The sequence below is a fragment of the Rhodococcoides kroppenstedtii genome, from assembly GCF_900111805.1.
Classification (GTDB): domain Bacteria; phylum Actinomycetota; class Actinomycetes; order Mycobacteriales; family Mycobacteriaceae; genus Rhodococcoides; species Rhodococcoides kroppenstedtii.
Genome location: NZ_FOJN01000012.1, coordinates 57,679 through 78,895 on the forward strand (window position 1 = coordinate 57,679; position 21,217 = coordinate 78,895).

General features: G+C 70.9%; 22 protein-coding genes. 15 read left to right on the forward strand and 7 right to left on the reverse strand.

Annotated elements, in window-relative coordinates; all coding sequences use genetic code 11:
- The first annotated feature begins 87 nt into the window (after positions 1 to 87).
- Both BMZ18_RS14140 and BMZ18_RS14145 read left to right on the forward strand, forming a co-directional pair.
- On the forward strand, positions 88 to 921 hold the full coding sequence (locus BMZ18_RS14140) for an SIR2 family NAD-dependent protein deacylase (RefSeq protein WP_068361024.1): 834 nt from the start codon (positions 88 to 90) through the stop codon (positions 919 to 921).
- Positions 918 to 1,340, forward strand: a complete 423-nt coding sequence (locus BMZ18_RS14145; protein WP_068361023.1) for an HIT family protein — start codon at positions 918 to 920, stop codon at positions 1,338 to 1,340. Before BMZ18_RS14140 ends, BMZ18_RS14145 begins: the two co-directional genes overlap by 4 nt.
- Before the next feature lie 8 nt (positions 1,341 to 1,348).
- Here BMZ18_RS14145 and BMZ18_RS14150 read toward each other — a convergent pair whose 3' ends face one another.
- A complete protein-coding gene (locus BMZ18_RS14150; RefSeq protein ID WP_068361021.1) occupies positions 1,349 to 3,058 on the reverse strand; it encodes a dihydroxyacetone kinase family protein in 1,710 nt (569 codons plus the stop codon).
- Between the two features lie 81 nt (positions 3,059 to 3,139).
- Here BMZ18_RS14150 and BMZ18_RS14155 point away from each other — a divergent pair, with 81 nt between their 5' ends.
- The gene (locus BMZ18_RS14155) at positions 3,140 to 3,787 is read left to right on the forward strand and encodes a Type 1 glutamine amidotransferase-like domain-containing protein (RefSeq protein ID WP_068361018.1); all 648 of its coding nucleotides are present in this window, start codon (positions 3,140 to 3,142) and stop codon (positions 3,785 to 3,787) included.
- Positions 3,788 to 3,857: 70 nt separating this feature from the next.
- Here the strand turns inward: BMZ18_RS14155 and BMZ18_RS14160 are convergent, their stop codons facing one another.
- A complete protein-coding gene (locus BMZ18_RS14160; RefSeq protein ID WP_342028304.1) occupies positions 3,858 to 4,259 on the reverse strand; it encodes a hypothetical protein in 402 nt (133 codons plus the stop codon).
- Positions 4,260 to 4,584: 325 nt separating this feature from the next.
- Here BMZ18_RS14160 and BMZ18_RS14165 point away from each other — a divergent pair, with 325 nt between their 5' ends.
- Positions 4,585 to 5,952: an FAD-binding oxidoreductase gene (locus tag BMZ18_RS14165; RefSeq protein WP_068361015.1), complete on the forward strand. Its 1,368-nt coding sequence runs from the start codon at positions 4,585 to 4,587 to the stop codon at positions 5,950 to 5,952.
- 143 nt (positions 5,953 to 6,095) lie between these two features.
- Entirely contained in the window at positions 6,096 to 6,395 is a 300-nt protein-coding gene (locus BMZ18_RS14170; protein WP_068099845.1) for a DUF1540 domain-containing protein, read from the forward strand.
- Between the two features lie 9 nt (positions 6,396 to 6,404).
- On the opposite strand, the gene BMZ18_RS14175 is transcribed toward BMZ18_RS14170, so the two are convergent.
- Both BMZ18_RS14175 and BMZ18_RS14180 read right to left on the reverse strand, forming a co-directional pair.
- A complete protein-coding gene (locus BMZ18_RS14175) occupies positions 6,405 to 7,982 on the reverse strand; it encodes a carboxylesterase/lipase family protein (RefSeq protein ID WP_068361012.1) in 1,578 nt (525 codons plus the stop codon).
- Positions 7,983 to 8,005: 23 nt separating this feature from the next.
- Positions 8,006 to 8,395 (reverse strand): SRPBCC family protein, encoded by a 390-nt coding sequence (locus BMZ18_RS14180; RefSeq protein ID WP_068105121.1) that lies wholly within the window; start codon positions 8,393 to 8,395, stop codon positions 8,006 to 8,008.
- An 88-nt stretch (positions 8,396 to 8,483) separates the two neighbouring features.
- Here BMZ18_RS14180 and BMZ18_RS14185 point away from each other — a divergent pair, with 88 nt between their 5' ends.
- From BMZ18_RS14185 to BMZ18_RS14230, 10 genes are all read left to right on the forward strand, one after another.
- Positions 8,484 to 9,929: a sugar porter family MFS transporter gene (locus BMZ18_RS14185; RefSeq protein ID WP_280141994.1), complete on the forward strand. Its 1,446-nt coding sequence runs from the start codon at positions 8,484 to 8,486 to the stop codon at positions 9,927 to 9,929.
- Positions 9,930 to 10,140: 211 nt separating this feature from the next.
- Complete coding sequence (locus BMZ18_RS14190; protein WP_068361007.1) at positions 10,141 to 10,875, forward strand: TenA family protein; 735 nt, start codon at positions 10,141 to 10,143, stop codon at positions 10,873 to 10,875.
- Positions 10,860 to 11,876 (forward strand): ABC transporter substrate-binding protein, encoded by a 1,017-nt coding sequence (locus tag BMZ18_RS14195; protein WP_074922262.1) that lies wholly within the window; start codon positions 10,860 to 10,862, stop codon positions 11,874 to 11,876. Before BMZ18_RS14190 ends, BMZ18_RS14195 begins: the two co-directional genes overlap by 16 nt.
- A gap of 7 nt (positions 11,877 to 11,883) precedes the next feature.
- Positions 11,884 to 12,684, forward strand: a complete 801-nt coding sequence (locus BMZ18_RS14200) for an ABC transporter permease (protein ID WP_371828505.1) — start codon at positions 11,884 to 11,886, stop codon at positions 12,682 to 12,684.
- Positions 12,681 to 13,409 (forward strand): ABC transporter ATP-binding protein, encoded by a 729-nt coding sequence (locus tag BMZ18_RS14205; protein ID WP_068361001.1) that lies wholly within the window; start codon positions 12,681 to 12,683, stop codon positions 13,407 to 13,409. The genes BMZ18_RS14200 and BMZ18_RS14205 overlap by 4 nt, the downstream gene beginning before the upstream one ends.
- A 38-nt stretch (positions 13,410 to 13,447) precedes the next feature.
- Positions 13,448 to 13,747: a GNAT family N-acetyltransferase gene (locus BMZ18_RS14210; RefSeq protein WP_068360996.1), complete on the forward strand. Its 300-nt coding sequence runs from the start codon at positions 13,448 to 13,450 to the stop codon at positions 13,745 to 13,747.
- 61 nt (positions 13,748 to 13,808) lie between these two features.
- Positions 13,809 to 15,146, forward strand: a complete 1,338-nt coding sequence (locus tag BMZ18_RS14215) for a T3SS (YopN, CesT) and YbjN peptide-binding chaperone 1 (RefSeq protein ID WP_068360995.1) — start codon at positions 13,809 to 13,811, stop codon at positions 15,144 to 15,146.
- A gap of 37 nt (positions 15,147 to 15,183) precedes the next feature.
- Positions 15,184 to 16,410, forward strand: coding sequence for an alkaline phosphatase family protein (locus BMZ18_RS14220; RefSeq protein WP_068360994.1), 1,227 nt, complete (start codon positions 15,184 to 15,186; stop codon positions 16,408 to 16,410).
- An 86-nt stretch (positions 16,411 to 16,496) separates the two neighbouring features.
- Positions 16,497 to 17,693, forward strand: coding sequence for an LLM class flavin-dependent oxidoreductase (locus BMZ18_RS14225; protein ID WP_068360993.1), 1,197 nt, complete (start codon positions 16,497 to 16,499; stop codon positions 17,691 to 17,693).
- Positions 17,690 to 18,910 (forward strand): SfnB family sulfur acquisition oxidoreductase, encoded by a 1,221-nt coding sequence (locus tag BMZ18_RS14230; RefSeq protein ID WP_068360990.1) that lies wholly within the window; start codon positions 17,690 to 17,692, stop codon positions 18,908 to 18,910. The genes BMZ18_RS14225 and BMZ18_RS14230 overlap by 4 nt, the downstream gene beginning before the upstream one ends.
- Positions 18,911 to 18,931: 21 nt before the next feature.
- Here BMZ18_RS14230 and BMZ18_RS14235 read toward each other — a convergent pair whose 3' ends face one another.
- From BMZ18_RS14235 to BMZ18_RS14240, 3 genes are read right to left on the reverse strand one after another with little or no spacing between them, the layout of a single operon-like run.
- Positions 18,932 to 19,702 (reverse strand): YqjF family protein, encoded by a 771-nt coding sequence (locus tag BMZ18_RS14235; protein ID WP_244516539.1) that lies wholly within the window; start codon positions 19,700 to 19,702, stop codon positions 18,932 to 18,934.
- Positions 19,695 to 19,838, reverse strand: coding sequence for an MFS transporter small subunit (locus BMZ18_RS19775; RefSeq protein ID WP_156511591.1), 144 nt, complete (start codon positions 19,836 to 19,838; stop codon positions 19,695 to 19,697). Before BMZ18_RS19775 ends, BMZ18_RS14235 begins: the two co-directional genes overlap by 8 nt.
- Positions 19,835 to 21,184 (reverse strand): OFA family MFS transporter, encoded by a 1,350-nt coding sequence (locus tag BMZ18_RS14240; RefSeq protein ID WP_068360987.1) that lies wholly within the window; start codon positions 21,182 to 21,184, stop codon positions 19,835 to 19,837. The genes BMZ18_RS19775 and BMZ18_RS14240 overlap by 4 nt, the downstream gene beginning before the upstream one ends.
- Between the last annotated feature and the right edge of the window lie 33 nt (positions 21,185 to 21,217).

A 21,217-nucleotide genomic window follows, 5' to 3' on the forward strand; every position in this document is an offset into this window, starting at 1 on the left:
CCACAGACACACAGCCGCATACCGGACACGGATTGTGAGAGAACTCATAACACCCGTCCGGTCCGCTCACCGGGCACACTCGACGGCGTGACCGCCACCGTTCCCGACGACGTTCTCACCGCGCTGCGCCGCGCCGACTCGATCACCGTGTTGACGGGTGCGGGGATGTCGGCGCAGTCGGGTATCCCCACGTTCCGCGACGCGCAGACGGGCCTGTGGTCCCGCTTCGACCCCGCCGACCTGGCCAGTCACGCCGCTTTCGTGCGCGATCCCGATCTGGTGTGGGGGTGGTACCGGCGGCGGGCCGCGCTGGCCGCACGGGCCGAACCCAACGCCGGCCACGTCGCCCTCGCGCGGTGGCAACAGCACGCGGAGAGCCGCGGCGCGTGCCTGACGATCGCCACGCAGAACGTGGACGATCTCCACGAGCGCGCGGGGTCCGTCGTCGCCGCCCACGTGCACGGTTCGTTGACCGCGGTCCGGTGCTCGGTCTGCGACGCGCCGTACCGCGGTCCGCTGGACGACGACACCGACATCGGCGCCGGCGACGACGCCGGCAACGACACCGACGAGATCCGCGTGCCGCCCCCGTCGTGCGCCGAGTGCGGCAGTCCGGTCCGGCCGGACATCGTCTGGTTCGGCGAGGCATTGCCCGAGGACGCCTGGCGGGCCGCGGAGAGTGCGGCCGAGGAGGCCGACGTCGTCCTCGTCGTCGGCACGTCCGGCGTCGTCTATCCGTTCGCGGGCCTGCCGGCACTCGCCCGCAGCGCCGGCGCACTGGTGGTCGAGATCGACCCCGCGGAGACGGCCGTGTCGGACATGGCCCACCACCACCTGCGGGCCGGCGCTGCCGACGTACTCCCCGCGCTGCTGGACAGCGTTCTCGATCTCAGCGTTCCCGACCACGGAGAGGTGCGATGACCCCCGACTGCATCTTCTGCGCCATCGTCGCCGGCGCCGCACCGGCCACCGTGGTGCACGAGACGGACACGACGCTGGCATTCCTCGACATTCGACCCGTCACGACCGGCCACACGCTCGTGATCCCGAAGGCCCATTCGGCCGGGCTGGCCGACCTGGACCCCGCGATCGCCGGGGACGTGTTCCGCACCGGTCGACTGCTCGCGGCCGCGGTCCGGCGGGGCCTCGGCGCGGACGGGGTCAACCTCGTGATGAACGACGGGCGGGCGGCGTTCCAGACGGTCTTCCATTCGCATCTGCACGTGGTTCCGCGGCACGACGGCGACCGCATCCGGTTCGTGGCGGGTTTCGTCACCCGGCGTCCGGGCGACCTCGCCCGCACCGGCGAGGCCATCCGGGCGGCCGTGGTCGCCGACTGACTCTGCTCTCAGGAACGGCCGGCCGCGTCGGCGCCGGCGGCGAAGAACCACGCCACCGGGAGCGCACCGGGGTCGACGACGTCCCGAGCGGCGTTGCCCACGTAACTGGCGCGGCCGCGCCGCGCGGTCATGCCGGCGGTGTCCTGCGCCCCTCGCGCCGCGGTATCCGCAGCGGCGGTCAAGGCCGCCGCCAGCGTCTCCGCCCGCGCGTCGTGCAGGGCGTCGGCCGCCGGGGCGAGCGCGTCGACCATCGTGCGGTCGCCCGGGGCGGCGCCGCCCAGTCGCACGACGATCTCGAGCGCGCCCCGCACGGCGTCCGCCATCGTGTCGGCGTCGACGTCCCGCCCGGCGAGTCCGTCGGCCAGGCGGTGGAACACCGCCCCGAAGAGCGCACCGGACGTTCCCCCGGCGTTCTCCAGGAAGCTGCGGGACAGCGCCGCGAACATCGCCGCGGCGGGCAAAGCGGACGACGCGTCGGGCGCATCCCGCAGGCCCGCCTCCATGGTGACGCCGAAGTCGCCGTCGCCGGCGCGCCGGTCCAGCTCGGTCAGCTCATCGACGGCGTCGCGCACCCGTTCCGTGAATCCGGTGATCCACGCGGTGATCACCGGATCGGGCTCCCCCTCGCCGGCCGACGCCGAACCGGCCGCATCCGACCGACTCTCCCCGTCCACGACCGAATCCGAGCTCGGGTCACCGGCCGGCGCGTTGGGCCACGCGGGCGCGGCGGTGGGGGCGTCCCACAGGGTGAGGACCTCGTCGGTCGGCAGGTCGGGACCGCACCGCACGACCGTCAGGGACACACCGGCCATGTCGAACGCGGTCACGTAGGTCCCGACGAGGTGGCGGCGCACCCGCACCCCGCGGGCGGCCAGGGCGTCCAGGGCGTCGCCGAAGACCACCGCGATCTCGAGCGCGTGCGTGCCGCCGAGCCCGTTGACCACCAGAAGCACCTCGTCCCCGTCGCCCGCCCCGAGGGCGGCCAGCACGGGATCCAGCAGGGTGTCGACCACCTCGCGAGCGGTCAGGGTGCTCGTCCGGGCGGTGCCGCGCTCGCCGTGGATCCCCACGCCCACCTCCACCTCGTCGTCGCCGAGCTCGAACGACGGCGTGGACGCCCCGGGCACCGTGCACGCACGGAAGGCGACGGCCATGCTGCGCGACGCGGCCGCCACCCGCCGGCCAAGATCGGCGACGGCGGCCAGCTCGTCCCCGCGTGCCGACGCGGCACCGCACAGCTTCTCGACGACGACGGTCGCCGCGGTGCCGCGACGGCCGGGACCGTCGGAGTCCGAAGAGTCCGTGGCGACGTCGTCGTCGACCAGGACCGTCTCGACGTCGATGCCGTCCGCGCGGCAGAGGTCCGCCGCCACACCGAAATTGATGACGTCGCCGGTGTAGTTCTTGACCACGTGCAGCACTCCGGCGCCGCCGTCCACGGCGCGAGTGGCGGCCTCGATCGCGAGACTGTTCGGCGACGTGAACACCGCGCCGGGCACGGCCGCATCGAGCATGCCCGCGCCGACGAAGCCCGAGTGCAGGGGCTCGTGACCGGAACCGCCGCCGGACATCACCGCGACACGGCCCCGGTCCACGGGGACGCGACGGGTGAAGTAGCCGGGCCGCTCGACCCAGCGCAGGTCGTCGGCAGCGCGCGCGGTGGCGCGGCAGGCGTCGGCGACGACGGATCCGGGATCGACGATCTTCGAGGACGGCATGACTCGACCCTACGGCCGAGTGCGGCTCCACGGACCGGATGCGACGGCCGGGGCGGGACCGAGGGGATGGGAGACTGAACCATGCGACTGTTCCTGGCGTCCTACCGATTCGGCGCGCACGGAGACCGCCTGCTCGAGCTGGTGGGCACACCGGGTCGCATCGGCGTGATCGCCGCGGCGGCCGACGCCTGGCCGGTCGCGGCACGGACCGCGGCGCTGACGAGCGACATCGCGCTGCTCACCGAGGCGGGATTCGATCCCGTCGAGATCGATCTCCGCGCGGTGACGCCGACGACCGCCGAGGCCGCCCTGGCCGGACTGTCGGCCGTCTGGGTGCGCGGCGGGAACACGTTCGTCCTGCGTCATCGGCTGGCCACGTCGGGCGTCGATCACGTTCTGCGCGAACGACTCCGACGGGACGATCTCGTCTACGCCGGATACAGCGCGGGCGCGTGCGTCATGGGACCGTCACTCACCGGCGTCGATGCCGCCGACCCGCCGGCCGAACTCGGCGAGATCACCGACGATCCCGTGCCGCAGGACGGACTCGGAGTCATCGACGACGTGCTCGTCCCGCACTGGTCGACACCGACGGCCCCGTCCGCACTGGACCCCGACGGTGCCGCCCGAGCCATGGCCGACGCGTGTCGCGCGGCGGGCGTGCGGTACCGGACCCTGACCGACGATCAGGTGTTCGTCCGGGACGGCGACGACGACCGGGTGCTGTGAGGCCGGTAGTTCGACGAGCGGGTCACCCGCTGTGTCGACGAGCGGGTCACCCGCTGTGTCGACGAGCGGGTCACCCGCTGTGCGCGATGGGGAACGTGAAGGGTGCCAATCGATCCATCGAGGCCCACGCCAGCCGGCACCGCCGGACCGTCATCTCGTCGGCGTCGGTGAGCAGAGCATCGAGCAGCAGCGACGGCCGCTCCCCCCACTCGCGCGCGACGGCGGCGACCTCGGACTCGGCGAGCAGACCCGACTGCGCGAGAGCCTCGATCCACGCGGAGATCTCGCCGCGGTGCAGCGCCTCGAGGGTGTCGTAGTCGACCCCGTCCTCGACGAAGTCGTAGGAGAACATCGCGGCGGCCACCGCGGCCGCGCTGGTGTTCGACGTGCGCTGCTGCGTCGCAGCTGCCGTCGTGCGGTGCTGCGCCGCAGCTGCCGTCGTGCGGTGCTGCGCCGCAGGCGCTGCCGTCATGCGCTGTGTGGTGCGTGACCGGGCCATGGGAACCCTCCTTGCTCGCCCCCTCGGTGTCGGCGGAGGTGCCGAGGTGCCGTGGTCCGACGCTAACTCTCGGGTGCCCCGTTGTCGGCAGCTCGCGAGGCACGATCTGGTAACAGAGTGAACACCGTGACTGATGTGACGACGGCCCGGCGAGGCCCCACCGTGATCGCAGGTCGCCCTGCCGAACCGCTCGGTCTCGTCGGGAAACCCCCTCGGCGGGCATCGGTGCGCGGGTAGCGTCGGTCCCGGGTGCTCGCGCGAACGCGCCCCGCACTCGCAGCAAGGGAGGGAACAGTCGATGACCGACACGCGGGTGCAGGACCTGATCGGACTACTGGACGAGAAGGTCGTGGTGACCGACCCCGACATCCTGGCCGGCTACCGACAGGACTGGGCCCGTGATCCGGACGCCGGAACCCCGCTCGCCGTCGTCCGCGCCCGCAGCACCGACGACGTCGCGGCCGTGATGCGCTGGGCCACGACGCATTCCGTACCCGTCGTCCCCCGCGGCGCCGGTTCGGGCCTGTCCGGCGGGGCCACCGCCGTGGACGGCGGCATCGTGCTCTCCACCGAGAACATGCGGGCGATCACCGTGGACCCCGTCACGCGGACGGCCGTGGTGCAACCGGGCCTGCTCAACGCCGAGGTCAAGGCGGCCGCGGCGGAGCACGGACTCTGGTATCCGCCGGACCCGTCGTCGTTCGAGATGTGCTCCATCGGTGGCAACGCGGCCACCAACGCCGGCGGTCTGTGCTGCGTGAAGTACGGCGTCACCACCGATTACATCCTGGGACTCGAGGTGGTACTCGCGGACGGCGTCGTGGTGCGTCTCGGTGGCGCCCGCCTCAAGGACTCCGCAGGGCTCTCGCTCACCAAGCTGTTCGTCGGCAGCGAGGGAGTGCTGGGCGTCATCACCGAGGTGACCCTGCGGCTCATCCCGGCACAGCCCCCGGCCAGCACCGTCGTCGCGACGTTCGCCGAACTGTCCGACGCCACCGACGCCATCCTGGCGATCACCCGATCGCTGCGCCCCGCGATGCTCGAATTCATGGATCGCACGTCGGTGAACGCCGTCGAGGACGCCATGAACATGGGATTGGACCGCGACGCCGCCGCCATGCTCGTCGCCCGTTCGGACTCCCCCGGCGCGCACCGCACCGAGGAAACCGAGATCATGGCTACCGCGTGCACCGAGGCAGGCGCGGCCGAGGTGTTCGTCACGGACGACCCCGACGAGGGCGAAGCCTTCGCGGCCGCACGCCGATTCGCGATCCCGGCGGTGGAGCGCACGGGGTCGCTGCTGCTCGAGGACGTCGGTGTACCGCTCCCGGCCCTGGCCGATCTGGTGCAGGGCATCGAGAAGATCGCCGACGCCCGGCAGGTGACCGTGGCCGTGATCGCGCACGCCGGCGACGGCAACACCCACCCCCTCATCGTGTTCGACCCCGAGGACCGGGACATGGAGGAGCGGGCGCACCAGGCGTTCGGCGAGATCATGACGCTCGCAATTTCTCTGGGCGGCACCATCACCGGTGAGCACGGCGTCGGTCGGTTGAAGAAGGCGTGGCTGCCCGACCAGGTCGGCGACGACGTCATGGAGCTGACCCGACGCATCAAGAATGCGCTCGATCCGGCGGGAATTCTCAATCCCGGCGCGGTGCTCTGACCGCGGGCGAATCATTTCGGCACACCCGCGTTGCTGAAAGGCAAGCCATACTCAGGTCAGCCTGACCTTGCTGGTGAGAGGGGTTTTTCTCGGTTACCGTCGTGTCCAGACGACCCGACCACGTCACCGAAACGGAGAATGTCATGGCCACCTTGGAAATGCCCGAAGTCACCGACTGTTCGGTGAGCAGCTGCTCCTACAACCACGACGGTTGCCACGCCTTCGCCATCAGCGTCGGCGGCAGCAACGGCACCGCCGACTGCGCCACCTTCATTCCCCTGTCCACCAAGGGCGGACTCGACGTCGTCTCCCCGCAGGTCGGTGCCTGCCAGCGCGCGGACTGCGCCCACAACAAGGACCTCGAGTGCACCGCCGCCGCCGTGCGCATCGGTGCGGGCGAATCCTCCGATACCGCCAACTGCCTCACCTACAGCAAGGCCTGAGACCAGCGCTCAGCTGAAGCCGAGGACCTCGTCGCCCCACACCTCGCGGAGTTCGCGGTCGGGGTCCAGGGCCAGCGAGTCCCGCGAGTCGATGAGCAGCGTTCGCCGACGAGAGTCGTAGGGCGCCCAATGTTTCGAGCCGTCCAGCGCAGCAGGGACCCCGTGCCAGGCGAACGCCACCCAGCGTCGCTGCACCCGCCGGGAGATCTGCTGCGCTGCTCTGCGTCCACCGAGCCAGAACGTCGGATCACGGTCGAACGTGCCGAAATTCCCGAAGACGTAGGGCAGTTCGGTCGCGTGGCCGGCACCGATACGGGCCGCCCGCAGCACCGGTGTCGCGTGATCGAAGCGGTAGACGAACGTCGGGGACCGGCGGCAGTGCGCGTCCGCGATCCACAGGCTCGGCATCCGGAAGCCGGCGTCTCGGGAGAGCGCCGCGGCCCCGGCGCTCGCATCCCGCGAGAAGGCCAGCGCCGCAGCGCTCTTCGGGAGGTCCGGATAGGCCGCCATGATCTCGGCGACACGTTCGGGCGAGAGATCCGGATGGTCGGCGGCGATGGCCTCGAACATGGTGGCCACCGTCTCGGGTGTGACCGGCATCAGCGGTGACTTCATCAGCCGGAACACCGAGGCCTCGTCCTTGTTCGACCCGATGATCAGAGGAACGGGGTGCGAGTAACCCTTCTGGAACGCCGCCACCGGGTACCGGGGCACCACGTCACCGTCCACGACCGGCGCCAATCCCAGTGTGCCCGGTACCTTCTCAGGGATCTCGTACACGAGCAGGTCCGACGCCTCGACGAGCCGCTCGACCGGCATGTCGCGGAGTTCCTCCACCCGATCCGGACTCAGCTCGACCAATTCGAGGAAGCGCTCCGCGACGGTGCGGGCACGCTCGGGCCCGTAGACGGAGGTGGCCGGCGCGCTCTGGGCTATGGCCTTGTGGAACAGACCGGCCGCCGGGGGCGAGGTCATGAGCGTCGTCACCGACGCGCCCCCGGAGGACTCGCCGAAGATCGTGACGTTCTCCGGGTCGCCGCCGAACGCCGAGATCGCCTCGCGAACCCAGGTCAGGGCGGCGATCTGGTCCCGGAGGCCGAGATTGGTGTCGAAGCGGTCGCCGCCGAGCGACGGGTCCGACAGATCCAGCCAGCCGAGCGCGCCCACCCGATAGTTGATCGTCACCACCACCACCTCGCCGAGGTGCGACAGGCGATGGCCGTCGTAGATGCGCTGGGCCGAGGACCCCAGGGAGTAGGCGCCGCCGTGGATCCACACCATCACCGGCCGGAGCACGCCGTCGGGCACCGGAGCCCACACGTTGAGGGTCAGACAGTCCTCGTCGATGGGCAGGGTGGCGTCCATCGGGACCGGTCCACCGCGCCCCTGCGGCGCCATGGCACCGAAGGCGGACCCGTCACGCTCGCCGTCCCACGAGACCGGCGGGCCCGGCCGACGGAAGCGGCGCTCGCCGACGGGCGGCTCGGCGTACGGGATCCCCTTCCAGGAGACCACCTCGCCCCGGACCACGCCGCGGACGCGGCCGAACGGACAGGCGACCACCCGGGTGCTCTCGCTCTGCGGCACCCGGCCGACGCTACCCGGCCCGCTCAGGGCCGGACCAGGCCACCGAGCGCGAGATACGCGGCCGGCGAGTAGGCCAGCACGATCGGGGCGAGACCGTCCACCGTGAGCCAGGTCGAGGACCCGGTGCCCCGCGCTTCCACTCCGTGCTCGAGGGTCAGACCGGCACTTCGCGCGCCGATCCACGCCCGCCAGGCCCATGTACGGGCCGACTCGTCGACTGCCAGCACCTCGAAGGACACGCGAATGCCGACCGGTCCCTTCACGGTGCCGGTGGTACCGACCGCCAGTCGGTCGGTGGAGGCGTCGACCCCGAGGATCTGCGGCGCCCACGTCGGCCACAACGAGATGTCGGCGTAGCGCTCCCAGGCGGTGTCCGCCGTGGCCTGTCCGCGTCGTCGCAGCGTCGTCCTCACCGCGGGCGGATTGACCCCGCGACCCGAATCCAAACCCGCGATCGACACCCGGTGGGAGTCTCGGACCACGGGGAACAGCAGCGGCGTAGTGTCCGAGAACGGACCACGACAGTCGTCAGAAACGGGTACGCCAATGACCAGTCAGGCTTCGGCCAACCACACCGCGAAAGTCATCGGCGTCACCGTGGCCGCGGCGGTGGGCGGCTTTCTCTTCGGTTTCGACTCCTCCGTCATCAACGGTGCGGTCGACGCCATTCAGGGCCATTTCGTCCTCGGTGAGTTCCTCACCGGGTTCACGGTCGCCATCGCGCTGCTCGGGTGCGCCGCCGGGGCCTGGTTCGCAGGTGGACTGGCCGATCGGTGGGGCCGCAAGAAGGTGATGCTGCTCGGCTCGTTCCTGTTCATCGTCTCCTCGATCGGATCGGGCCTCGCGTTCAGCGTGCCCGACCTCATGGTGTGGCGCGTGCTCGGCGGTCTGGGCATCGGCATCGCCTCGGTGATCGCGCCCGCGTACATCGCCGAGATCTCCCCGGCGCGCATGCGCGGAAGCCTGGCGTCCCTGCAGCAGTTGGCCATCACCGTCGGCATCTTCGCGGCACTGCTGTCGGACGCGGTCCTGGCCAACAGCGCCGGCGGCGCGTCGAACGACTACTGGTTCGGCATCGAGGCGTGGCGCTGGATGTTCATCGTCGGCGTCGTGCCCGCGGTGGTGTACGGCGTTCTGGCGCTGTTGATTCCGGAGTCCCCGCGCTACCTCGTCGGGCAGCATCTCGACGAGGAAGCGGCGCGGGTTCTCGCCGAGGTGACCGGTGAACTGCATCCGGACGAGCGCATCCACGAGATCCGGCTGACCCTCCGCAAGGAGAAGCAGTCGTCGTTCGCCGACATCCGCGGCCCCCGCTTCGGACTCCAGCCGCTGGTCTGGATCGGCATCATCATGGCCGTCCTGCAGCAGTTCGTCGGCATCAACGCGATCTTCTACTACTCCACCACCCTGTGGAAGTCCGTGGGGTTCAGCGAGTCCCAGTCGTTCACCACCTCCGTCATCACCTCCGTGATCAACGTGGTCATGACGTTCGTCGCCATTCTCTTCGTCGACCGGATCGGGCGCCGAAATCTCCTCATGGCCGGGTCGATCGGCATGTTCGTCGGTCTCCTCCTGGCCGCGGTCGCGTTCTCCCAGCAGATCGGCAGCGGCGACGACGTCTCGTTGCCCGAGCCGTGGGGTGTGGTCGCGTTGATCGGTGCCAACCTCTTCGTCGTCTTCTTCGCCGCCACCTGGGGTCCGGTGATGTGGGTCCTGCTCGGCGAGATGTTCCCCAACCGGATGCGGGCGATGGCCCTGGGTATCGGCACGGCAGCCAACTGGGTCGCGAACTTCGTCATCTCGCTGATGTTCCCGCAGCTGACGGAATGGGTCGGACTGTCGATCGTGTACGGCGGGTTCGCATTCTTCGCCGCCGTCTCGTTCTTCTTCGTCAAGGCGAAGATCCCCGAGACCAAGGGCCTCGAACTGGAGGACATGAAGTTCTGACGGCTCCTCTGTCGTCCGCTCTCCGCTCACCGAATCCGCGGTCCCGCACGTCGGGGCCGCGGATTCGTTCGCTTCCGGGACCGGTGTTCGGGCACGCGGGGCGGTGCTACTGTCGCGGCGTACCGACACGGGGTGCTTCGCCGACCGCGGCGAGGCTGAGATGACACCCGCGAACCTGATGCAGATAATTCTGACGAAGGGATGTCCGGCGATGCCGCACACCACGCTGCCCGAAACACCGCTGCCCGCACCACCGGGCGAGTCGACGCGCTTCACCGACCACCTCTGGGACGTCACGGCCGACCTGCGCCGCGCCATCGACGGTCTCGAATTCCTGCGCCGACTCGGCGACGGCACCCTCCCGGTGGAGAGCTTCCGCACGTACATCGAGCAGGACGGGCTGTACCTCGAGGGGTACGCGAAGGCGCTGGCGCTGCTCGCCTCCCGCGCGCCCGATCCGGTGGACGGCGCGTTCTGGGCGACGTCCGCGGCCACGGCCGTGACCGTCGAGAAGTCGCTGCACGCCGACCTGCTCGGCGACCCGCGGCTCGGGGACGCACCGACCTCGCTCGAGCACAGCCCCGCCTGCCTCGGCTACGTCTCCTACCTCACCGCCACCGCCGCGACGGACAGCTACGCCGTCGGTGCCGCCGCCGCATTGCCCTGCTTCTGGATCTACGCCGAGGTGGGTCGTACGCTCGCGGCGTCGGCGCGCGAGGTGCTCGCCGCCGATCCCGACCACCCCTACGCACGGTGGGTGACCACCTACGACGCCGAGGACTTCCAGGTCTCCGCGGCCCGCGCTCGCGAGGTGGTCGACGCCGCCGCGCGCGGCGCCGGGCCGGACGAGCGCGCGCGGATGACCCGCGCCTTCGTCGTCGCACTCCGGTACGAGTTGCTGTTCTGGGACACCGCCCTGCACACCACGCCGTGGCCCGCGGCGTGAGGGCGCGCGCGGCAGCGGCCGCCACCCTGATTCTCGCGTCCACCCTGGCCGGGTGCTCGTCGGCCGGCGCGTCCGCGGACACCGTCCGGTTCGCACTGGACTGGACGCCCAACACCAACCACACCGGGTTCTTCGTCGCCCAGCAGGAGGGCTACTTCGCCGACGCCGGTCTCGACGTCGAGGTGCTCCCCTACAACTCGACGTCGCCCGACACCCTGGTCGACTCCGGCAACGCCGAGTTCGGCGTCAGCTTCCACAGCTCGGCCACCCACGCCAAGGCCGCCGGCGCGAACATCGTCTCGGTGATGGCGCCGCTCCAGCACTGGGCCACCGGGATCGGGGTCCGCGCCGACCGTCCCGACATCGCGTCACCGCGTGATCTCGACGGCAAGACCTACGCCGGATTCGGCGACGCGGGCGAGTCGGCCTCCCTCGCGGAGGTCATCCGGAACGACGGGGGCACCGGCGAGTTCGAGACCGTCGTCCTCGGCACCAGTGCATACGAGGCCGTGTACGCCGGCGAAGCGGACTTCACTGTGTCCTACTTCGCCTGGGAGGGCCTCGAAGCCGAGCGCGCGGGCACGCCGATGAAGTACTTCGACTACACGGACTACGGCTTCCCCGACTCGTATGCCATCGTCATCGACGGGAACGAGGACTGGCTTGCCGAGAACCCGGACCGGGCACGAGCTTTCGTCCAGGCACTGCAGCGCGGGTACGCCTTCGCGGCGGAGAACCCCGACGCCGCGGCGCAGGAACTGATCGACGCCAACCCGGGCGCCTTCCCCGACGAAGACCTCGTCCGGGAGAGCCAGCGCATCCTCTCCGAACGGTATCTCCGCGACGAGAACGGACGCGTGGGCACGCAGACGCTGGACAAGTGGTCCGGGTACTCGCGGTTCCTCTACGAGGCGGGCGTGCTCACCGGACCCGACGGGGCACCGCTCGCCGAGGAACCGGACTGGTCGACGTACTTCACCGATGAGTATCTCGCCGACTGAGCGGGCGGTGAGCAGGCCCACCGGTCCGTCGACGTCGCGACGGACGGTGGGCCTGCACCCGACACGATGGGCGCCGTCGCTGATCCTCGTGGTCGCTCTGATCGCGGTGTGGGAGAGCTACGTTCGCCTCGCCGGCGTCTCGCCGCGGATCCTCCCGGCCCCGAGCCGAGTCGCCGCGCAGGGGTGGGCCGCGCGGGACGTGATCGCGGGTCACGCCGCGTCGACTCTGCAGGTGACCTTGCTGGGTTTCGCACTCGCCCTGGTGGTCTCGTGGATCATCGCAACCGCGGTGGACTTCTCGCCGAAGCTTCGTCGCGCCGTCGTTCCCCTGCTCGTGGTCTCGCAGACGCTGCCGATCGTGGCGCTCGCACCGCTGATGATCATCTGGTTCGGATTCGGCATTCTCCCGAAGCTGCTCGTCGTCGCCCTGGTCACGTTCTTCCCGATGACGGTCGGTCTGATCGAGGGATTCGCCTCGGCCGACCGCGAATCCGACCGTCTGCTGCGCAGCATGGGCGCCTCGCGTCGTCAGCAGTTCCGGTACGTGCGCCTGCCGTCGGCCGTCCCGCGCTTCTTCACGTCGCTGCGCATCGGCATCACGTACGCGGTGGTCGGGGCCGTGTTCTCCGAATACGTCGGTGCCACCAGCGGTCTCGGCATCTACATGAGCCAGCAGAAGAACGCGTTCCGCACCGATCTGGTGCTCGCGGCGGTGGTCGTCACGGCGCTGTGCTCGATCGCGCTGTTCCTGTCGACCTACGTGGTCGAGCGCATCGTCGCGCCCTGGGCCGTTCAGGAGGCATCGTGACCCCGCCCGACCCCGTGGTCGATCTGCGGAACGTCCACAAGGGATTCGACGGCCGCCCCGTCCTGGACGGCATCGATCTCGCCGTCGAGGCGGGCCGCTTCGTCTCGATCCTCGGCCCGAGCGGCTGCGGGAAGTCCACCCTGTTCTCCGTGATCGCCGGACTCGACCGCGCGGACACCGGATCGGTGGACGCCCCGCCCTGCGCCTACATGCCGCAGAAGGACCTGCTGTTTCCCTGGCGGACCGTCCTCGCCAACACCGCGCTGGGCCTCGAGGTGCAGGGCGTGCCCGCCGCACGCGCACGGGAGACCGCGAACGAGCTGTTTCCCGCGTTCGGACTCGACGGGTTCCAGGACGCACGGCCCGCGGCGCTGTCCGGCGGCATGCGACAACGGGCAGCCCTCCTGCGCACGGTGGTCCAGGGGCGCGAGGTGGTCCTGCTCGACGAGCCCTTCGGCGCGCTGGATTCGATCACGCGGTCGGCCATGCAGGACTGGCTCGAGGACGTCTGGCAGCGGTACCGGTGGACGGTGCTCATGATCACCCACGACGTGCGGGAGGCGGTGCACCTCTCCGATCGCGTCGTCGTTCTCTCGCCCCGACCGGCGCGGGTGGTCGACGACGTCACGGTGACTCTCCCCCGTCCCCGCGGAGCGGACCGCGTGACCACGCCCGAGTTCGCCGAGTACGAGCGTCGGTTGCTTGCGTCGTTGCGCACCGCGTGATCGGTCCCCGCAGAGGAGTGGGCGAGTAGATTCGGGCCATGGCCGAACCGGACGAGACCACCCGCGTCGAGCACCACGCCGACCGGCACCGCTTCGAGATCCTCGTCGGCGACGAGGTCGCCGGGTACGCCGAGTACCGTCCCGGCGCCGGGTCGCGGGACTTCGACCACACCGTGACGCTGCCGCAGTTCCGCGGGCGGGGGCTGGCGGCCGTGCTGGTGCGTGACGCCCTCGACGACACGCGGGCGGCCGGCCTGAGCGTCGTCCCCAGCTGCAGCTACGTTCGGCACTTCGTGGACACGAATCCCGAATACCGGGATCTCGTCGCGGGAGCCTGATCGGCCGGCCGGTCACGAGCGACGGAGCGATCGTGTCGGTGGTCACCGCTACGGTCGCGGCATGAACGAGGTGGACACGCTCGACGGCGCGACGCACAGCGCCTGGGTGACCTTCCGCGCCCTGCTCGCCGACGGTGTGGCGGCTCTGGCGGCGGGTGACACGCTGCTGGTCACGTGCCCGCGCACACCGTCGGATCCCGCACCGCCGTGTGTGCAGTTCCACGGCTGGGACGAGTCGGTGGTGCGGTGCGAGGTGCTCTCCGACGACTACCTCGCTCCGCACCGAGCCTGGACGTCGTTCGGCTCCGCGCTTCTGACCGAGCTCGGATTCCACGCGCCTCCTCGCACCGCGGAGGACGCGGGCGCCGCACCCGACGACACAGAGGACGCGTCGATACCGGTCAACTGGTACCTCGACCTGAGCCACCGGTACGCGGACCGCGCGGCCGACGCGTGTGTGCGCGTGCTGCGGGACGTCTGGCAGGTGCCGCACCCCAGTTTCCTCACCGTCGCCGGGCGGGCCGATGCGGAGGTGTGCGGCATCGGTCGCACGGTCGCCGAGTCCGCGCCGGCGTTCGATCCGTTCGTCGCCGTCCGCACCGCAGACGCCGCCGGCCGTCGCGCCCTGGTCGAGGCCACCCTGCGGCACCTGCTCGGCTTTCTTCCGGACGCGGACGAGGACGGCGACTACCCGTTCCGGCTCGGTCCCGCCTGGCTGTACCTGTGCCCCACCGAGGACGCACCGTTCGTGCAGATTCTCGCCCCGGTGGCCGCGGGCATCGCGGACACCGTGCACGCTGCCCGGGTGATCGCCGACGTCAACCGTCGGTGGCCGCACGTCAAACTCGTACTCGACGAGGATCGGGTGGTGGCCACCGTCGACGTGACGGTCGTGCCGTTCGTCCCCCAGCACGTGCTCGACATGCTAGCGGTGATGGAGAAGTTCGTCGCCGAGACGGCGGAGGACGTCGTGACGGCTCTGGGCGCACGGCCCTACCTGGACCGCACAGGCGTGGTCACGCCCGAACCGGAGGGCCGTACGCCCCTGCTGCCGGAGTCGTTGTGCCGGCTCGCGGAGGCCGTGTGGGAGCGCGGTGCGGACGTGAGCGTCGGTGAGGTCCTCGCCCTGTGCGGCGGGGATCGGACGCGGATCGCCGACCTGCTCTCTCTCGCCCGCGGTTGCGAGAACCAGTCCCTGACCCGGACGGTGTGGGACGACGAGCGAGTGGCCGCGTCCGCGGGGCTCGACGCTCGCGTGTGGCGGGTGACGGCTGCGCTCCTGACCGCCGCGCACAGGCGACTCGTCGCCGAGGCGAGGGACGGCTCGCCGACGGTGCAGCTCGACCTGTTCGGTGGCGTCGACCCGACGGGCGGTGTCGGTGACACGCTCTTCGACTGAGCCGGTCGGTGCGGAACGCCCGGGTAACGTCGGAGCGATGGTCTCCCCGGTGATGTCGGTGCCCCGCTACGGGGAGAACACGCTGTCCGATCTGTTACCCGCCGTGCTCGGGGCGGTGACGGGAAACGACGTCGCCCCGTCACTCGACCTCGCCGGCGTCCGGCGCGTGTGCGTTCTCCTGATCGACGGACTGGGAGCACAGCAGCTCGCCGCGCGGGCGGAGCACGCTCCGATGCTGTCGTCGATGAGCGGCGAGACGTGGACGTCGACCTTCCCGTCCACCACGGCCACCAGCCTCGCCTCGCTCGGTACCGGCCGCCCGCCGGGTCAGCACGGCATCGTCGGCTACCTGACGGCGGTCGAGGGGTACGACCGGCCGATGAACCCACTGCACTGGCGGTTGCACGGGCAGGCCGGAGGCCGGTCGGGGAAGGACGGGCAGGCCGGAGGCCGGTCGGGGAAGGACGGGCAGGCCGGAGGCCGGTCGGGGAAGGGCTCGTCGGATTTGTTGTCCACCCTCGTGCCGGAGGAGTTCCAACCGCACCCGACGGTGTTCGAGCGGGCGTCGGCGGCGGGGATCGCGGTCACCCGGGTGGCACCGTCCTATCAACGGGAGTCGGGACTGACCCGCGCGGTGCTGCGCGGCGGCGACTTCGCGGCGTCGGTGTCGGCGGGTGATCTGGTGGCGCGCACGCTGAGCGCGCTGAACCGAGGTGACCGCTCGGTGGTGTATTCGTACTGGTCGGAGCTGGACCTCACCGGCCACGTCCGTGGCCCGTCGTCGGATGCCTGGAGTCACGAACTGCGGCAGGTCGATTCGATGGTCGAGGCCATCGTCTCGCGGCTGCCGCCGGACGCGGCGTTGGTCGTCACGGCGGATCACGGGATGGCGGACGTGGAGGAGCGTGTCGACGTCGACACCACCCCGGCGCTGTCGCTGGACGTCACGATGATCGCGGGTGAACCGCGGGCGCGGCACGTCTTCGCTCGCCCGGGTGCGGCCGCCGACGTGGCGCAGCGCTGGCGCGAGACGCTGGGTACGGACTACCTGGTGGTCGACCGCGACGAGGCGATCGGCCGCGGGTGGTTCGGGCCGGTCCGGCCGGCCGTCGCTCGGACGATCGGGGACGTACTGACGCTGGCCCGCGGATCCGGTGCCGTGGTGCGGTCGGGGGCCGAGCCGAATCAGTCCGCGCTGCTGGGCCATCACGGGTCGCTGACCGACGCGGAGACCCGGGTGCCGTTGCTGATCGCGCGGTCGTAACACCGGGTTCGTGGTTCGCGCCGGGGTTCGAATCGCGGCGAGCACAACCGTGGGCTCGGCGCGCCTGCACTCCTAGCGTCGGACGAGTGACTGTCGACAGCGCGACTCCTCCGCCCTCCCTGGCCCTGCACTGGTTCCTGCCCACGTACGGCGACAGCCGATCCATCGTGGGCGGCGGTCACGGCAGCCGGGCGGGCGCGGCCAGTGGTGACCGGCGGGCGACCATCGGCTACCTGTCCTCGATCGGCCGGGCCGCCGAGGAATTCGGCTTCACCGGCGCCCTGACACCCGCGGGGGCGTGGTGCGAGGACGCGTGGCTCACCACCGCGATGGTGGCCCGCGAGACGGAGAAGTTGGCCTTTCTGATCGCCTTCCGCCCGGGCCTGATCAGTCCGACGCTCGCGGCACAGATGGCGGCGACCTTCTCCCGGCACGCGCCCGGCCGACTGCTGCTCAACGTGGTGACCGGCGGCGAGGCGCACGAACAACGGCAGTACGGCGACCACCTGAGCAAGGACGAACGGTACGCCCGCACCGACGAGTTCCTCACCGTCGTGCGGGGACTGTGGCGGGGTGAATCGGTCACCCACCAGGGCACCCACATCCAGGTGGAGGACGCGTCGCTCCCCTTCCTGCCGGATCCGATCCCGCCCCTGTACTTCGGCGGCTCGTCCCTGGCGGCCGGTCCCGTCGCCGCCGACCACACCGACGTGTACCTGACCTGGGGCGAGCCCCCGGCGGCGGTGGCGGCCAAGATCGCCTGGATCCGCGATCTCGCCCGCGAGCGCGGGCGGACCGTGCGCTTCGGAATCCGTCTGCACGTCATCACCCGCGACACCGCGGAGGACGCTTGGGCGCAGGCGGGCGCCCTGGTGGACGCCCTCGGCGAGGACACCGTCGCCACTGCGCAGGCGAACCTGGCTCGCAGCGAGTCGGTGGGTCAGCGCTCGATGCTCGCGCTGCACGAGGAGAGTCGACGCGACGGGTCGTGGAAGGACCCGCGGGCTCTCGAGATCGCCCCCAACCTCTGGTCCGGCGTCGGGCTGGTGCGCGGCGGTGCCGGCACGGCGCTCGTCGGCAGCCACACGGAGGTGGCCGACCGGATCGCCGAGTACGCGGCCCTCGGTATCGACGAATTCGTGTTCTCCGGCTACCCCCACCTCGAGGAGCTGTACTGGTTCGGCGAGGGCGTCCTGCCGATCCTGCGACGTCGTGGGTTGTTCACGGCGGGTGCACAGCAGACCGGGGCCGCGCACACTCCGTTCCTCCCGGCCTCGCGATGACGCCACCCCTGCTCGACGACGCCGGCGCGCTGGCCGCGGCCGAGGCGGTGCGGGCGGTCCTCGCGACGGGCGCCGCGGCCCGCGACCGTGACCGCGTCCTCCCGCGCGCCGAGCTCGACGCGGTGTCGGACTCGGGCCTGTTGGGCATCACGGTGCCCGCCCGGTTCGGCGGTCGCCCGGTGTCCACCCGGACGGTGGCACGGGTGTTCGCGACGCTGGCCCGTGGGGACGCGAGCGTCGCGCAGATTCCGCAGAGCCATCTGACGTTCCTCGACGCACTGCGCCGGACGGGCACCGACCTGCAGCAGAAGCGGTGGTTCGGCGAAGCTCTGGCCGGGCGTCGCTTCGCGAACGCGCAGAGCGAGCGCGGTACACCGACGGTGGGAATCGACCACACCTCGTTCGCGCCGCAGCCCGACGGCTCCTTACGGGCCACCGGGACCAAGTACTACTGCACCGGAGCCCTGCTGGCGCACTGGCTGGTGGTGCGTGGCGTCGTCGGCGACCATCGTGCGCCGGACGCGCAGAGCCGCAAGGTGCTGGCGTACCTGCCCGTCGACACTCCCGGCATCGACATCTCGGACGACTGGGACGGTCTCGGGCAACGGACGACGGCATCGGGCACCGTGACGCTGACCGATGTCGTCGTTCCTGCCGACGCGGTGATTCCGTACTCTGCGATCTTCGACGACGCCACCACCTACGGCGCCCGAGCCCAGCTCGTCCACGCCGCGATCGACGTCGGCCTCGCTCGGGCCGCGATGGACGCGGCGCGAGGCGCGGTGGCGTCCGCGCGTCCCCCGGTGGACGCGGCCGTGGCGTCGGCGGACCGAGATCCGTTGCTGCTCCAGCAGTTCGGCGACCTGGAGATCACGGTACGGTCCGCGGAGGCCCTGCTCGTCGAGGCGGGTGAGGCGATCGATCGCGCCGAGGACGCCCGTGCCGACGACCCCGGCAGCGTCGACCCCGATGCGGCCGCGGCCGCCTCGATCGCCGTGGCCGCGGTCAAGGTGGTGGCCACCCGGGCAGCACTGGAGACGAGCTCCGCACTGTTCGACGCGGGCGGAACCCGCAGTGCCGCAGCGTCGTCGGGCACGGACCGCCTGTGGCGGGACGCCCGGACGCACACCCTCCACGATCCGTCGCGGTGGAAGGTTCAGCACGTCGGGCGCTACGCCCTCACCGGCGCCCACCCACCGCGGCACGGCCTCGTCTGAGCTGGAGTGACGCGACCCGCGTCAGGCCGGCGTCACCCGGAACGGGCGCCCGAACTGAGTCCGTACACCGGGCGACCACAGCACCGAGTCCGGCGGCCGGTTCGCGACGCCCGGCAGGCCCGCCGCCGCCACCAGGTCGTCGCGCAGTCGCACCACCTCCGCGTCGTACAGCGGCCAGCGCCGGTGCGTGTTCGGCACGTAGATCGGTCGGCCCGCGACGGCCGTGTGCATGCCCCATCGGGCGGTGAGGAACACCGCGAGCGGATCGTCGCTCCGGTCACGGGAACCGCGCCGGACGGCGAAGTCGGTGGCGGCGCCGCGATGCGGCGGCGCGAGGCGACTGCTCGCGTAGCCGAACACCACGCCGTCGTCGGCGATCCCGATGCGCGAGAAGCGATACGGCACGCCGGCGAGGTTGGTTCCCAGGACGACGGCGAGCCGCGTCGCCTCCAACGACCGGAACACGACGCCGCGGCGACCGTCGCCGTCCCGGCTGTAGAGGCGGACGTTGATCTCGCCGAACGTGCCCAGGTACGGCACCGGGAGACCGTAGCCCGGTCCGGCCCCCACCATGTGAAAGCCGATCAGGCCGACCCAGGTGGACCCGTCGAACTCGTCGGGCACCACACCGGCGGGGAGCAGCGGTGCCACGCGGTCGGTGTCGACGCGCCAGTGCAGGAACAGCAGTCGTTCCCAGCGTTGGTCGAGCAGGACCGGTCGCGGCAGGATCGGGGGTCGCGGCCACAGACGCGGCCCGCGATCCGGTCGCGGCCGGCCCGCCCCGTCACCCACCGAACAGGTTCTTCGCCTTGAGAATCAGCTCGTACAGACCCCAGGCGAAGGGCACGCCGACCCACAGCCAGGACACCACGACGACGGGAACGGACACGGCCGAGGACGGCGCGCTCGAGCGTTCTTCGGTGGTCACGTGCGGACACCTTCCTCGCGGGTGGGAGCAGCTTCCGAGTACTTCGGATCCACGGGCTTGATCAGTTCGTTGGCGACGAACCCGATGGACAGCAACACGATCATCGTGACGAAGGCCGGTACGTAGCGGCCGGTGGTGCCCGCCTCACCCAGGTCGGCGATGGCGTTGACGATGAGCGGTCCGAGCACCCCGGCGACGGACCAGGCGGTGAGCAGGCGGCCGTGGATGGCGCCGACCTGGTAGGTCCCGAACAGGTCGCGCAGGTAGGCGGGCACCGTCGCGAAGCCGGCGCCGTAGAACGAGAGGATGACCATGGCGCTGACGAGGAAGAGCACCTTGTTGCTGTTGGTGAACAGCGAGATGTACAGGTAGAGCAGCGCTCCCACCCCCAGGTACATCCGGTAGATGTTCTTCCGGCCCACCAGATCGGACACCGAGGACCACACGAAGCGGCCGAGCATGTTGGTCAGGGAGAGGAACGCCACGAAGCCGGCCGCGGCCGCCGCGACGGATTCGGGGGCGGCCGGATCCGGGAAGAAGTCGGTGTAGATGCCGGCGGCGCGCTCGAGGATGCCGATACCCGCGGTCACGTTGAAGCACAGCACGATCCACAGGAGCCAGAACTGCGGCGTCTTCACGGCGTTCGCCGCGGACACACGCTGGTTGTGCTCGCCCTCCTTCGGCTCGGGCGGGGTCCATCCGGCGGGCCGCCAGTCGTCCGCGGGCACGCGGATGAGGACGACCCCGAGTGCCATGAAGATCGCGTAGCCGACGCCGAGGGTGAGGAAGGTGGTGGCGATCGACGACGTCGTGTTGCCGCCGTAGGCGGACAGCAGCTTCGTCGTCAACGGGGACGCCACCAGGGCGCCGCCGCCGAAGCCCATGATGGCGATGCCCGTGGCCATTCCGGGCCGGTCCGGGAACCATTTGATGAGCGTCGACACCGGGGAGATGTAGCCGATTCCGAGGCCGATGCCGCCGATCACGCCGTACCCGAGGACGACGAGCCAGAACTGTCCGATCGACATGCCGAGAGCCGACACCAGCAGACCGGAGCAGAAGAAGAGCAGCGACATGCTCATGGCCCAGCGTGGACCGTGGACCTCCACCTTGGTGCCGAGGACGGCCGCCGACAGGCCCAGCATGACGATGGCGAGCTGGAAGGGCAGCGCGGTGGCGGTGCCGCTCAATCCCAGTGCGGTGTCGGACGATATGGCGGCCTTGAAAACACTCCAGGCGTAGGCCTGACCGATCGCCAGATGGATGGCGAGCGCGGCCGGCGGGACGAGCCATCGACTCCACCCCGGTGGGGCGACGATGCGTGCGCGTTCGAGTACAGCGGGCATGGGCGGTGGGGTCCTCTCCGATCGTCGGCTCGT

Bases quoted from the DNA above. Each gene is read 5' to 3' on its own strand.
- BMZ18_RS14145 (WP_068361023.1), top strand. From the start codon at position 918: ATGACCCCCGACTGCATCTTCTGCGCCATCGTCGCCGGCGCCGCACCG.
- BMZ18_RS14150 (WP_068361021.1), bottom strand. From the start codon at position 3,058: ATGCCGTCCTCGAAGATCGTCGATCCCGGATCCGTCGTCGCCGACGCC.
- BMZ18_RS14155 (WP_068361018.1), top strand. From the start codon at position 3,140: ATGCGACTGTTCCTGGCGTCCTACCGATTCGGCGCGCACGGAGACCGC.
- BMZ18_RS14160 (WP_342028304.1), bottom strand. From the start codon at position 4,259: ATGACGGCAGCGCCTGCGGCGCAGCACCGCACGACGGCAGCTGCGGCG.
- BMZ18_RS14165 (WP_068361015.1), top strand. From the start codon at position 4,585: ATGACCGACACGCGGGTGCAGGACCTGATCGGACTACTGGACGAGAAG.
- BMZ18_RS14170 (WP_068099845.1), top strand. From the start codon at position 6,096: ATGGCCACCTTGGAAATGCCCGAAGTCACCGACTGTTCGGTGAGCAGC.
- BMZ18_RS14190 (WP_068361007.1), top strand. From the start codon at position 10,141: ATGCCGCACACCACGCTGCCCGAAACACCGCTGCCCGCACCACCGGGC.
- BMZ18_RS14210 (WP_068360996.1), top strand. From the start codon at position 13,448: ATGGCCGAACCGGACGAGACCACCCGCGTCGAGCACCACGCCGACCGG.
- BMZ18_RS14215 (WP_068360995.1), top strand. From the start codon at position 13,809: ATGAACGAGGTGGACACGCTCGACGGCGCGACGCACAGCGCCTGGGTG.
- BMZ18_RS14220 (WP_068360994.1), top strand. From the start codon at position 15,184: ATGGTCTCCCCGGTGATGTCGGTGCCCCGCTACGGGGAGAACACGCTG.
- BMZ18_RS14230 (WP_068360990.1), top strand. From the start codon at position 17,690: ATGACGCCACCCCTGCTCGACGACGCCGGCGCGCTGGCCGCGGCCGAG.
- BMZ18_RS14240 (WP_068360987.1), bottom strand. From the start codon at position 21,184: ATGCCCGCTGTACTCGAACGCGCACGCATCGTCGCCCCACCGGGGTGG.